Annotated in this window: 10 protein-coding genes and 1 pseudogene; 8 read left to right on the top strand and 3 right to left on the bottom strand. The window is 65.0% G+C overall.

The window, feature by feature from the left end:
- Nucleotides 1–67 precede the first annotated feature (67 nt).
- Nucleotides 68–1,267, top strand: a complete 1,200-nt coding sequence (locus HACJB3_RS03285) for a glycosyltransferase family 4 protein (RefSeq protein ID WP_008417996.1) — start codon at nucleotides 68–70, stop codon at nucleotides 1,265–1,267.
- Here HACJB3_RS03285 and HACJB3_RS03280 read toward each other — a convergent pair.
- Together HACJB3_RS03280 and HACJB3_RS03275 are read right to left on the bottom strand one after the other, a co-directional pair.
- A complete protein-coding gene (locus tag HACJB3_RS03280) occupies nucleotides 1,229–2,260 on the bottom strand; it encodes a lipid II:glycine glycyltransferase FemX (RefSeq protein WP_008417998.1) in 1,032 nt (343 codons plus the stop codon). The two genes, HACJB3_RS03285 and HACJB3_RS03280, sit on opposite strands and share 39 nt — an antisense overlap.
- Before the next feature lie 52 nt (nucleotides 2,261–2,312).
- Nucleotides 2,313–3,203 (bottom strand): NAD-dependent epimerase/dehydratase family protein, encoded by an 891-nt coding sequence (locus HACJB3_RS03275; RefSeq protein WP_008418000.1) that lies wholly within the window; start codon nucleotides 3,201–3,203, stop codon nucleotides 2,313–2,315.
- A gap of 192 nt (nucleotides 3,204–3,395) precedes the next feature.
- On the opposite strand from HACJB3_RS03275, the gene HACJB3_RS19935 reads away from it, so the two are divergent.
- Entirely contained in the window at nucleotides 3,396–3,551 is a 156-nt protein-coding gene (locus HACJB3_RS19935) for a hypothetical protein (RefSeq protein ID WP_158306592.1), read from the top strand.
- Nucleotides 3,552–3,676: 125 nt separating this feature from the next.
- Here HACJB3_RS19935 and HACJB3_RS21225 read toward each other — a convergent pair.
- Nucleotides 3,677–4,921 (bottom strand): annotated as a pseudogene (locus tag HACJB3_RS21225) (glycosyltransferase family 2 protein).
- A 130-nt stretch (nucleotides 4,922–5,051) separates the two neighbouring features.
- Between HACJB3_RS21225 and HACJB3_RS03265 the strand changes: the two are divergent.
- The 6 genes from HACJB3_RS03265 (at nucleotide 5,052) to HACJB3_RS03245 (ending at nucleotide 12,356) form a co-directional block, all read left to right on the top strand.
- Nucleotides 5,052–6,152 carry a glycoside hydrolase family 26 protein gene (locus HACJB3_RS03265; RefSeq protein WP_013199373.1) on the top strand — a complete coding sequence of 367 codons (1,101 nt, stop codon included), beginning with the start codon at nucleotides 5,052–5,054 and terminating at the stop codon, nucleotides 6,150–6,152.
- Nucleotides 6,153–6,238: 86 nt separating this feature from the next.
- Entirely contained in the window at nucleotides 6,239–7,531 is a 1,293-nt protein-coding gene (gene aglM / locus HACJB3_RS03260) for a UDP-glucose 6-dehydrogenase AglM (protein ID WP_008418011.1), read from the top strand.
- 102 nt (nucleotides 7,532–7,633) lie between these two features.
- Complete coding sequence (locus HACJB3_RS19545; RefSeq protein WP_148258227.1) at nucleotides 7,634–7,813, top strand: hypothetical protein; 180 nt, start codon at nucleotides 7,634–7,636, stop codon at nucleotides 7,811–7,813.
- A gap of 81 nt (nucleotides 7,814–7,894) precedes the next feature.
- On the top strand, nucleotides 7,895–8,554 hold the full coding sequence (locus tag HACJB3_RS03255) for a helix-turn-helix domain-containing protein (protein ID WP_008418014.1): 660 nt from the start codon (nucleotides 7,895–7,897) through the stop codon (nucleotides 8,552–8,554).
- A gap of 167 nt (nucleotides 8,555–8,721) precedes the next feature.
- A complete protein-coding gene (locus tag HACJB3_RS03250) occupies nucleotides 8,722–10,536 on the top strand; it encodes a formate/nitrite transporter family protein (protein WP_008418016.1) in 1,815 nt (604 codons plus the stop codon).
- Nucleotides 10,537–10,595: 59 nt separating this feature from the next.
- Nucleotides 10,596–12,356: a glycoside hydrolase family 13 protein gene (locus HACJB3_RS03245; protein WP_008418023.1), complete on the top strand. Its 1,761-nt coding sequence runs from the start codon at nucleotides 10,596–10,598 to the stop codon at nucleotides 12,354–12,356.
- The last annotated feature ends 7 nt before the right edge of the window (nucleotides 12,357–12,363 follow it).

The following is a 12,363-nucleotide window of genomic DNA, read 5'->3' as shown; positions in this document are numbered from 1 at the left end:
AATTAATTCGACGTCGTGTCGAATCCGTTAGTACAATATAACTGTCGCCACGGCGTAGTGTGAGACGATGGAAATAGCGTACGTGCTTTCTCAAAACAGCGGCGGACTCCCTCACTATGCTGCGCAACTCGCGAACGCCGTCGCCAAGCACGCCGACGTGACAGTGTTCAAACCCGAAGAAACGACCGCCGACGACGTCTTCTCCGAGGACGTGCGGGTTCTGAACACGTTCGAGTCGATGAACATCTCGTTGCCGGAGCTGCGGAAGTTCAACTTCGACGTTCGGCGCAACCTGAAGGCGCTGGCCTCCTATAAGAACCTCCGATTGATCGAGGCGGTCGATCCCGACATCGTCCACGATCCAACGGGGCTGTTCCCGCAGGTGAAGTTCTTCGCGAAGCGCTACCGCCTCGACGAGCGCTACCCGTTCGTCGTGACACACCACGAAGTCCCGGTCGAACGGGTTCCGCTCTCGCGACCGCCCGACGCCCTCGAAGGGATCGTTGAGGCGCTGATCCCCGACCTCGACGTCCGTCGTTCGATCGTCCACACCGAAAACCAGCGAACCGTTCTGCGAGAGCGCGTCTCGGATCCGGAGTCGGTGTCGGTCATCCCCCACGGGGTCAACGACATGTTCGGCGAGTACGACTACGAGAAACGCCCCGAAGAGCCCCACACGGTGTTGTTTTTCGGGCACATCATCCCCGCAAAGGGGATCGACACGCTCGTGAAGGCCATGGCGCTCGTACGCGAGCGGGTTCCCGACGCGACGCTCCTGGTCGCCGGGAACGGACGGTTCGGACGGCGCTCACGCGAAATCATCGACCGCCATCCCGATACCTTCGAGATCCACGACCACTTCATCCCCAACGACGAGGTCGGAACGTTCTTCTCGCGGGCCGCCCTCGTCGCCGTCCCCTACAGGCGCCAGAGCGGTGGTACCAAGGGACACAGCGGAACGCTCGCGACGGCCTTTGCCTTCGGCAAGCCCGTGGTCGCCTCGACGGCGGGCGAGTTCTCGAAACTCGTCGGGGAGGCGGGCTGTGGCGAGGTCGTCCCCCCGGAGGACCCGAACGCGCTCGCCGACGCGATCGTGGACCTGCTCGAGGACCCCGAGAAACGCACCCGGATGGGCGAGAACAGTGCCCTACAGGGCGATCGCCTCTCGTGGGACTCGATCGCCGAGCGGTATCTCGACCTCTACGAGTCGATCCTCGAAGAACCCCGATCAGAGGCTGATATCGCGCCGAATCGGCGGGCCGACTAGCTCGGTTACCTTCAGCGGCAGGCGCTCCCAGACGTCTTTGAGGCGGTCGTACTTCTCGTCGTCGGGATCCGGCAGGTCGATCGATCCGTTAGGAGAGTAGTGGTAGTCCGCAAACCGGACCTTCTGGCCGCCCCAGCTCTTTTTGAAGCTGTAGACGCCGGTCCCCTCCCGCGTTCGGCCGAGCGTGTACGTCCCGTACCCGGCCTCGCAGGCGCGCTCGATGGCGTTCCACAGCAGGAAGCTTCCGCCCTGGAGGTCGCGGTACTCGTAGTCGCTGACCCCGCCCCAGTCGAAACAGCGATCCCCGTAGGGAAACCGGATCTGGCCGTTGATCAGGTGGTCGTCCTTGAGTGCGAGTTCGACCACCATCCCCTCTCCGAGTTCCTCCCAGAGGTAGGTGAAAAACGAGAACGAATAGGGCGGGCTGCCGAAGGCTCGCATGTTCTTCAGATACAGGTCGTAGTACCGCCGGAGGTCCGCCTTCGAGGTCGCCCGCCGGTACTCGACGCCGTTCTTTTCGGCCTTGCGAACGTGGTTGCGGGTCGATCCGTCGAGTGCATCCCAGGCGTCCTCGGGGTCGCCGGTCAGGGGGATGTCGAAGGTGACGAACCGCTCGGCACGTTCGAACCCGGGTGGGTCGCCCAGATCGCGTCCCCGGAGGCTGACGAGGTCGACGTCGAGTTCGTCGGCGAGGTCCCGGACCGGTTCGAGCAGGAGGTGAACGGCCTCTTCGGGGGCATCGGGGGCGCTCACGACGGAGCCGTAGGCGCTGTAGGGCATCGAGACGAGCTGATCGCCGAACAGGCGACTGCGCATGTAGACGAGGGGGAGACACGCGAGCAACTCCCCGTCCTCCTCGACGCCCCAGAAGTACGTCCGGTGGCCACACTCCTCACAGAGTTTCCCCCACGTCCAACTGTCGAAAACAGGACCGTTGTTTTCCCGCACGAACTCCTCCCATCGATCCGCGTCTGTCAATTTTGTTATCTTCATCGTAATCGGTGTCGAATGTCGTCGTACAGATAGACGTTCGTCGTCGATAGACTCACGTCAGCGTCCCGAGTCCGTCCGCTAGGGGGACCGTCGGCTCGTAGCCCAGCCGCTCGCGGGCTTTCGTGATCTCCGCACAGCTGTGGTTGATGTCCCCGGCCCGGCCCTCGGTGTGAACGATCTCCGAGTCCGACCCGACGACTTCCCTGACGGCGCGAGCGAGTTCCGCGATCGTGACGGTATCGCCGGTACCTACGTTGTAGGCCTCGCCGACGTGGTCGGTTTCCATCGCGAGCAGGTTCACCCGAACGACGTCCTCGACGTGGACGAAATCGCGCGTCTGAGTGCCGTCGCCATGGACCGTGATCGGGTCGTTCGCCCGGGCTTGGTCGAGAAACGTACTGATGACGCCGCTGTAATCGCCGGCCGTCTGTCGGGGTCCGTAGACGTTGAAATATCGCAGGGCGACCGTCGGCAGGTCGTAGAGCTCGTTGTAGACACGGGCGTACTGGTCGATGCTGGTCTTTTCGATCCCGTAGGGCGACGTGGGCGCCAGCGGTTCGGATTCGGGGATCGGCACCGACGCGGGCTCGCCGTAGACCGCGGCGCTCGACGCGAGGACACACCGTGCGTCGCGTTTCCGGGCGGTCTCCAGCAGCGAGAGCGTCGCATCGACGTTGACGGCGTGGCTGTATTCTGGTTCGGCGACCGAGCGCTCGACGCTGACGCTCGCGGCCTCGTGGAAGATCACGTCGACGTCACCGGCGGCCTCCGCTATCGTTTGCTCGTCCCGGACGTCCCCTTCGACGACGGTCGCGGAGTCGTGAACGTTCGACCGGCGACCACTGGAGAAGTCGTCGAGGACGGTAACCTCGTGGTCGGCTACGAGCGCGTCAACGAGGTGGCTTCCGATGAACCCGGCTCCACCAGTGATCAGTATGTTCACGGTCGAGCACTCTCGTCAGCGGACAAAAGCATTCCGATAATTGATATGTACGGGCAAACGGGTGGTGAAAACTGTCGAGCGGGGTCCGCCTCGGAACCGATACTGCGGATCACGATCGATCGATGGTTCGCGTCGGGAGGGTCGAACAGACGACCGACGGTATCGAGATTCCAACCCCAGTCACAACGAGGGATGACGACTCATACAATGGATCTCGCAGTCGTCAGCAGCGGGTACGTCGGAACAACGGTCGCCGCGCTAGGGGTGCAGATCGAGGGCGAAGACTGGCGTCTGTTGCTCTACGCCCGCTGCTCGTGTCCGGATACAAACAGTTCCGCGACCCATTGACCGCAAGTATCTACCCGATGTCCTGCGTAAGCAGGGCCTCTCGTGGACGAACACGACGCGGATCGAACAGGGCACCGAACGTGCCGACAGCGGTCGTCAACTGACGGGGCTGAACTACGCGGCGGTCAGTCGTCAAAAACGTTCGTGACGAACGCGCCCTCGTTTTCGCGGACGAGACGTTCGGTCCCGTCGTGGTCGGTGAGATCGCCCGCAGCGAGCTCGTTGTGGCGCTCTTCGATCACGTCGGGGGTGACCTTTTCGGTCACCTCGAACGTTTCCACCGGCCGAACGATCCCCCACAGCGCCCCGATCGAGTGGGTCACGAACGCGATCGGCGTCGCGACGATAAAGAGAGGCCACAAAAGCGGATGCTTGCGATAGCCGAGCAGGCCAACGGCCATGTAGACGAACAACATTCCGAACAGCATGAGCGAGATCGGCCGGTACCACTCCATGGTCGGGGCCGTCGTCGGAAACAGCGCCGCCGCAAGGACGAGGATCGGGACCAGCGGCGAGAACGCCCACGCGACGATACGGGTGAGATACAGCGGACGATAGTGGAGCGGCAACAGCCCCCCGTCGGCGAGCGTCCCGGAGATCCAGCGCCGACGCTGACGGATCATCGCCCGAATCGACGGCGGCGCCTGGTTCCTGAATCGCGAGTCGAGCATGGCAAAGGAGATCGACCCGGCGTCGGCCGCACGTCAGATGAAGTTCGTGTCCTCCGTGATCGTCGAGACGTCCCAGGTCACCCGTTCTTCGAGGGACGTACGGACCGCGACGCCGCCACCCCAGGCGTACAGCGGGTATCGTAGACGATGGAACCCGAACTGCTCATACTGGTAGCCGACGCGGAACACCTCACACAGATACGCCACCCGCGAGCCGGTGTAGATCGGTTTCTCGGTGAACTGAATCACGTCCGCATCCGGAAGCCCCGAGAAGCCGGCCATGACGGTGTCCTCGTCCAGATATAGCACGTACTCCTTGCTGCAGGGCACCGTCTGACGCGCCCACTCGACGGCCCGTCCTTTGTTGGTGGCCTCACACTCGAAGTCGTCGGGAACGACGTGGACGGCGGCCCCGTCGATCGAGATCGGCGCTTCGGCGATCACGTGGACGTCGTCGATCGCTTCGGGAACGGCGTTGACGGTCGCCTGGACCACGGATTCGGCGTCAACGGTGAGAATCCGGACCTGAATCTCGTCGAACCCCCACTCGGCCTCGTCGGGATCGACAGCATACCCGCGCGCGAGGATGACCGTCTCGACGAGCCACCAGACCGCTGAAAGCCCGTACAAGGCCAGCGCGATCCACAGGGAGATGACGAGCAGAGCGACGACCGGAGAGTCGAGGAAGAAATCGATCATTGCCATTTATTGTTGGTTTTATTTTGTATATAAATTTATTCTAACATTCAGGTAGGTGTTCGTCGTTCCTCAGGGGTCAGCAGGCATCCTTTTGCATGGAGATCCCCTCTAGAGGGGACGACAGCCACCGATGTTGACCTCCCGGCGGCGCGCACTTCGGACGATGGGACTGATCACGAGCGGTGGCCTCGTGGGCTGTCAGGGGCTCGGAGGGGAGCATACGATGCTCGTTGGGGTCTTCCCCGGCGGGGGAGAACTCCGAGAGCAGATCCGGACGCTCGACCGCCACGAGGAGTGGCTCACGGGTCGGCCGTCGGTCGTGACGCTGTTTACCGGCACGGACCTCGACGACGAGCGAACGCGAGAGCGGGTCGAGCGGGCGATGACGGCCGTCTGGGAGCGCGGGCACGTCCCGCTTCTCACGTGGGAGCCGTTCGTATCTGACGAGAGCGAGGCGATCGTGCCGCTCGAACGGCGGTTTCAGGAGGGGCACTACGACGACCTGCTTGAGGAGTGGATGAGCCTGCTCGAATCGTGGGTGTTTGCCGGCAACGAGGAGCGGCGGTTTTACTTCCGGCCCGCCCACGAGATGAACGGGGACTGGTACCCGTGGGCAACCGTCCACCCCGATGCGACCCCGGAGGATTACGTGCGGATGTGGCGAACGCTCCACGATCGGCTGGATGAAACCGCCCTGGAACCGACGCACGTCCGGTGGATCTGGTCGCCCAACTCGGAGGATGTCGGCGGCCATGCCGTCGAGGAGTATTACCCCGGCGACGCGTACGTCGACTGGCTCGGCATCGACGGGTACAACTGGGGAGCGAGCCGGGAGTGGTCGGCGTGGCGATCGGTCCGAGAGGTGTTCGACCCGATGATCGATCGGTTGCGGGCGCTCGCCGGCGACGACACGCCGCTTTCGATCCCCGAATTCGGGAGCTCCTCGGCGATCGAGGATGGGTTCGACTCCGAGCAGAAGGACGAGTGGATCGCCGGAGCGTTCGAGTTTTTCGCCGACGCGGGCGTCCGGATGGCCAACTGGTTCGATGTCGACAAGGAAACCGACTGGGCGGTGTTCGACGGCGCGCGCGGAACGACGACCGTGCGAATCGACGGCGAGGACCGACCGGCCTACGCCGCCTATCGGAGCGCGGTCACGGAGGCGGTCGACGCGATCGAGCCCGAGGCTCCACGGGTGCTCACCGACCAGCAGTTCGAGGGTCGGCGATAACGACAGCCACCCGAACGGGACTGGCCGATCGAAGAGGAATAGCGGTATCCAAATACTGATTACAATCAAAGGAAAGAACCAACACAATGAATATCGCAGTCGTCGGCAGCGGGTACGTCGGAACGACGATCGCCGCCTGTTTCGCGGACCTCGGTCACCGGGTGACGGCGATCGACATCGACGAAGGGATCGTCGAGCGACTCAACAGGGGCGAGGCGTCGATCCACGAGCCCGGGCTCGACGACCTCCTCGAGGCCCACGCCGGCGACCGGCTCCGGGCGACGACCGACTACGGGGCGATCCGCGACTGCGAGGCGACCTTTCTCGCGCTCCCGACGCCCTCCCGGGAGGACGGCTCTATCGACGCCTCGATCATCGAGGCCGGCGCGCGCTCGGTCGGCGAGGCGCTCGCGGGCGAGGAGGGCGATCATCTGGTCGTCGTCAAGAGCACGGTCGTCCCGAGCACGACCGAGGGGACGCTGATCCCGGCGATCGAAGCCGGGGCCGGCGAGGCCGTCGGCGAGCGCATCCGGGTGGGGATGAACCCCGAGTTCCTCCGGGAGGGGTCGGCGGTGACGGACTTCCTCGAACCCGACAAAGTGGTGCTCGGCGCCGACGACGACTGGGGTCGCGAGCGACTCTTCGAGGTGTTCGCCCCGCTGATCGAGCGCGCGGAACCGGCGGTCGTCGAGGCCACCGTTCGGGAGGCCGAGATGATCAAGTACGCGAACAACGCCTTCCTCGCGACGAAAATCAGCCTCATCAACGAACTGGGCAACATCTGCAAGGAGTTCGGGATCGACGCCTACCGTGTCGCCGACGCCATCGGCCTCGACGACCGCATCGGCGAGCAGTTCCTCCGCTCCGGGGTGGGATGGGGTGGCTCGTGTTTCCCGAAGGACGTCGACGCGCTGCGGGCCGCGGCCCGCGAGGCCGGCTACGAGCCCGAGTTGCTCGATGCGACCGTGGCGGTCAACGACCGCCAACCGGAGCGGATGCTCGCGCTCCTGGCCGAGCACGCAGACCTCCCGGGCGCGCGGATCGCGGTGCTGGGACTCGCCTTCAAACCCGGTACCGACGACGTCCGTAACTCGCGGGCGATCCCCGCGATCGAGGGACTGACCGAGCGCGGCGCGGAGGTCGTCGCCTACGACCCCGTCGCACACGAGACGATGCGCGAGCACTTCCCGGACATCGAGTACGCCGCCTCCGCCGCGGCGGCGCTCTCGGGGGCCGACGGCGCGCTCGTGATGACCGACTGGGACGAGTTCGCCGCCCTCGACGACGAGTTCGAGGACATGGCCACCCCGGTGGTAATCGACGGGCGACGCGTCGTCGAACACCGGGAGGGACTCGTCTACGAGGGCCTGACTTGGTGAGCGATCCGCCGGTCCGGGGCGACGGGTCGGCTCGGGCGACGTAAATACGAGTAGTGTGTGCAAGTGAAGCGCTCATGATGCTCGCACAACTATCTACATTGAGTGGGACCCGTGGAATTTACGTGTACTGACTGTACGTGGGCCACCAGTGGGACCGACGACGGCCCTGACCCGGTTTCGAAACGGGCGATCGAACACCACATCGCGTGCGGGCACCACGTCACGCGGGTCGACGTGGTGCCGGTCTCGCTGACCGATCCCTCGAAGCTCCGGTTTCGGTAGCTCGAAGCGCCGACGATCCGCACAGGCCCGGAACTGAGCGAGGACGAGTCCTATATCCGTCTCCGAACAGTATGCATTCCCATGGCTACCATCGCCGAGATCCGCGTTCCGACAGAGGGGTTCGCACTCAGTCACACGCTCGACGCACTCGACGAGGTGAACTTCGAGATCGAGCGGATCGTCGCCCACGACCCCGATCACGTCATGCCGTACGTCTGGGCGACGGGAGCCGACCCCGAAACGCTCCGGGAGACCCTCGAGGAGGACCCGAGCGTCTCGGACGTGGAGATAATCGCGGAACCCGACGAGGAGTCACTCTACCGGATGAACTGGATCGACTCGACGGAGGCGCTCGTCCACATCCTGACCGAGGAGGACGGAACGGTTCTGGCCGCGGAGGGTAGACAGGACGGCTGGTTCCTGCGGATCCTCTTTCCCGATCGGGACGCGCTCTCGCGGACCTACGAGTTCTGTGAGGACGAGGACCTCTCGATGGACGTCCAGCGCATCTACAACATCGATCAGGGAAAGCAGGGCCGGTTCGGGCTCACCGACGAGCAAGAGGAGACCATCGCCTCGGCCTACGAACACGGCTACTACGACGTCCCACGGGACGTCTCGCTGTCGGATTTCGCCGAGGAACTCGACATCTCCCATCAGGCGCTCTCCGAGCGCCTCCGGCGCGGGCACAAGACCCTCGTCGAAAACACCGTGATCGTCGGGCGCGACGGCGAGAAGTGAGGTCCGAGGAGGGTGCTATCGGACCGGATGGCGATCTCGGTACTCGACGCCGTGTACCCCGAACCCGGCGTTGAGTACCGAGGAGGTGACCCGCAATGGGGGTGGGTCCGCGCCACGGAGAAACCAAAAGCGAACGCCTTAGTCCCTTTGCTGACTCGATACCGGTAATGGCCGACCCCGATCGTTCCGACGGAGCCGAACAGGTACGAGACGCGGTCGAGCGATCCAGAAGCGGGGCTCCGGCCGCCGGGGCGGTCGTTCGGGACCAGTTCTCGGCGGACGAGGTCTTCCAGCGGATCGTCGCCGCCGCCGACGAGGAGGTTACCTCGGGGACCCGCGAGCTGTTTTTCAGCGCGCTCGCGGCGGGCTTTGCGATCACGATCACCGTCATGCTGTATTCCTCTCTGACGGCCTCGACGAACGGACACCCCATCCTGAGCGCCCTGTTGTACCCGCTCGGGTTCATTTACATCATCATCGGCGGCTATCAACTCTACACCGAAAACACCCTCCCGCCGGTCGCGTTGACCCTCGAACGCCTGACGAGCATTCCGACGCTGTTGCGCCACTGGACGATCGTCCTCGTGGGTAACTTCGCGGGCGGGGCGATCGGGGCGGCGGCACTCGCGTGGGGCGGGGTCTTCTCGCCGGCGGCGGCGGCGGCGGCGATCCACCACGCCGAACACGGGCTTGCGACCCCGCGCTCGGACCTGTTTTTCAAGGCCGTCTTCGCCGGCCTGATCGTCGCGGGCGTCGTCTGGATCGTCTATGCCTCCCGCGATACGATCTCCCGGCTCGTGGTCGTCTATATGGCCTTCCTCGCGATCCCGCTTGGCGACCTGTTTCACGTCGTGACATCCTTCACCGAGATGATCTACATGGTCTTTGTGACCGATCTGAACCCGCTCGTCGGCATGACCGACTTCGTCGGTCCGGTACTTCTTGGCAACACCGTCGGCGGGATCGTCCTCGTGACGGTCGTCAACTACTTCCAGACCAGCGAGCGCCGCCTCGAAGCCGTCCGACTCGAGGGAGCCGATCGCCAGTTGTCGATCCGGGAGTGGGCGCTCGGCGGGCTGGCCGGGCGCTCGTACGTCCCGGTAATCGACACCGCCGAGTCGATCGTCTCGGACGAACCCGACTCCTATCGGGTGCTGGTCCCGATCGCGAACCCGCGCACCGAGTCCCAACTCGTGGATCTGGCGAGCATGCTCGCCAGCCGCAAGGACTCAGCGACGATCCACGTCGTCCACATCGTCCAGACGCCCGACCAGATCTCGCGGGAACACGGCGCCGACCAGCGCCAACGGATCGTCGCCGAATCCGACCGTCTGCTGGAGGGGGTCCGCGAGACGATCGAACAGTACGACGTCGAGTGTGAGACCTCGACGGTCGTCTCGCCGCGCTCGTTCGAGGAGATCTTCGGGATCGCAAAGCGCGATAAGGCAAACCTCGTGGTCATGGAGTGGGGCAAGAACGAACTGTGGGGTGCAGCGCGGGCCGAGCGCCCGATCAGCGAACTGACGCGCCACTTGCCCTGTGATTTCCTCGTGTTCAAGAACCGCGGGCTCGACACCTCGCGGGTCCTGTTGCCGACCGCGGGCGGACCCGATTCCGATCTGAGCGCCGAAGTCGCCCGGACGCTTCGCTCGGCCGTCGGCGCGGAGATCTCGCTGTTGCACGTCGTCGACGGGCCCGAGGAACGCGAGGCCGGCGAGCGCTTTCTCGCCGAGTGGGCCGCGGAACGTGACCTCGACGACGCCGAGGTCCTGATCGACGAGTCGGGCGACATCGAGGACGCGATCGAACGCGAGGCCGCGACGCGGACGCTGGTGTTGATCGGCGCGAGCGAGCGTGGACTGCTCTCGCGGCTCGTACGGGGGTCGTTGCACTTCGAGGTGCTCCACGACGTCGAGCAGTCGGTGTTGCTCGCCGAGCGGCCGTCGGGACGCTCGCTGTTCGAGCGACTGTTCGGCTGGTAGCGCGGGCTCGGACGCCACGAACCGGGATTCTTTTCTCGACCGGTCGCCGTCTCACACGAATGAGCGACGCGGACCCTGACGTCGAGCGGCGCTGGTGGAAGGAGGCGGTCGTCTACCAGATCTACCCCAAGAGTTTCAACGACACCGACGGCGACGGGATCGGCGACATCCCCGGGATCATCGAGCGGGTCGATTATCTCGATGAACTGGGGATCGACGTGGTCTGGCTCACGCCCGTCTACGCCTCGCCGATGGCCGACAACGGCTACGACGTCTCCGATTACCGGGCGATCCACCCCGCGTTCGGGACGATGGCCGACTGGGAGCGGTTGGTAGAGGAACTGCACGCCCGGGACATCCGGCTGATCATGGACCTGGTTGCCAACCACACGTCCGACGAGCACGAGTGGTTCGTCCGCTCGAAGGCCGGCGACCCCGAGTACGAGAAGTACTACTGGTGGCACGAGGGGGTCGACGCCGACAGCGTCGAGTGGGAGAGTGCGGACGGACCGGCGGGCGAGGCCCCGCCAAACGGCTGGCGATCGCTCTTCGGCGGGCCTGCGTGGGCCTACGACGAGGGGCGCGAGGAGTGGTACCTCCACCTCTTCGACCGCAAGCAACCGGATCTGAACTGGCGAAACGAGGCGCTCCGCGAGTCGGTCTACGAGATGATGGAGTGGTGGCTCGAGAAGGGTATCGACGGCTTTCGTCTCGACGCCATCGCCCATATCGGGAAGACGGAGGGACTGCCGACCGACCTCGAGGAGCCGCTGAACGGCACGATGAAGTACGCCGGCAACACGCCACAGGCTCACGAGTACCTCACGGAGATGAACGACAGGGTGTTCGACCGGGACCTGCTGACCGTCGGCGAGGTGGGGACGCCGTCGGTCCCCGAGGCGGACGCCCGCGCGTATCTCGATCCCGGCCGGGACGGGCTCTCGATGCTGACGCACTTCGAGCACGTCAGCATCGACCAGCAGGGGCCGATCTACGAACCCGGCGAGTGGACTCTCCCGGAGCTGAAGGCGGTGCTCGATCGCTGGGACGGGTTCGTCGCGGAGGGTGGCTGGACCGCCCAGTTCCTCTCGAACCACGACCATCCCCGGCAGGTCTCTCGCTTCGGCAGCGAGGCCTACCGCGAGGAGTCGGCCACACTGCTCGGAACGCTGTTGCATACCCTGCGGGGGACCCCCTTCGTCTACCAGGGCGAGGAACTGGGCATGACCAACTACCCGTGGCGCGAACTCTCGGAGTTCGCGGACGTCGCGACCCGCAACCCCGTCGAGCGCGCGATCGAGCGCGGCGAGGTCGAGTCCTTCGAGGCGGTCCGGGAAGCCGTCGCCGGTGCGAGCCGGGACAACGGTCGCACGCCCGTCCAGTGGACCGACGGCGAGCACGCCGGGTTCACCGACGGCGAGCCCTGGATCCCGGTCAACCCCGATAAGGACGAGGTCAACGCCGAGCGCGCCCGGGCCGACCCCGACTCCGTCTGGCATTACTACCGCGAACTGATCGCGCTTCGCTCCGGGGAGATGCGAGAGGCCCTGATCTACGGCGAGTACGACCAGCTCACCCCCGACCACGAGTCGCTATGGGCCTACACCCGGACCCATGACGAGGAGCGCCTGCTCGTCCTCCTCAACTTCGACGACGACCCGACGCCGGTGGCTCTCCCGAGCGGCGTTCTCGATGCCGACACGACGCTCGAACGGCTACTCGCGAACTACGCGCTCGAGGACGAGTCGGCGGTCCCGGCGGTACTAGAGGGGTCGCTTCGTCCTTGGGAGGCCCGCGTCTATCGCGTCCGGACTGACTGACGGGTCG

The organism is Halalkalicoccus jeotgali B3, assembly GCF_000196895.1.
In the GTDB taxonomy this organism is placed as follows: domain Archaea; phylum Halobacteriota; class Halobacteria; order Halobacteriales; family Halalkalicoccaceae; genus Halalkalicoccus; species Halalkalicoccus jeotgali.
The sequence above is the reverse complement of the archived record's forward strand: the minus strand, read 5'-3'. Positions and strand labels throughout refer to the sequence as shown.

Excerpts from the sequence above, each read along its gene's own strand:
- HACJB3_RS03285 (WP_008417996.1), top strand. The coding sequence starts at position 68 with ATGGAAATAGCGTACGTGCTTTCTCAAAACAGCGGCGGACTCCCTCAC.
- HACJB3_RS03280 (WP_008417998.1), bottom strand. The coding sequence starts at position 2,260 with ATGAAGATAACAAAATTGACAGACGCGGATCGATGGGAGGAGTTCGTG.
- HACJB3_RS19935 (WP_158306592.1), top strand. The coding sequence starts at position 3,396 with ATGACGACTCATACAATGGATCTCGCAGTCGTCAGCAGCGGGTACGTC.
- HACJB3_RS03265 (WP_013199373.1), top strand. The coding sequence starts at position 5,052 with ATGTTGACCTCCCGGCGGCGCGCACTTCGGACGATGGGACTGATCACG.
- aglM (WP_008418011.1), top strand. The coding sequence starts at position 6,239 with ATGAATATCGCAGTCGTCGGCAGCGGGTACGTCGGAACGACGATCGCC.
- HACJB3_RS03255 (WP_008418014.1), top strand. The coding sequence starts at position 7,895 with ATGGCTACCATCGCCGAGATCCGCGTTCCGACAGAGGGGTTCGCACTC.
- HACJB3_RS03250 (WP_008418016.1), top strand. The coding sequence starts at position 8,722 with ATGGCCGACCCCGATCGTTCCGACGGAGCCGAACAGGTACGAGACGCG.
- HACJB3_RS03245 (WP_008418023.1), top strand. The coding sequence starts at position 10,596 with ATGAGCGACGCGGACCCTGACGTCGAGCGGCGCTGGTGGAAGGAGGCG.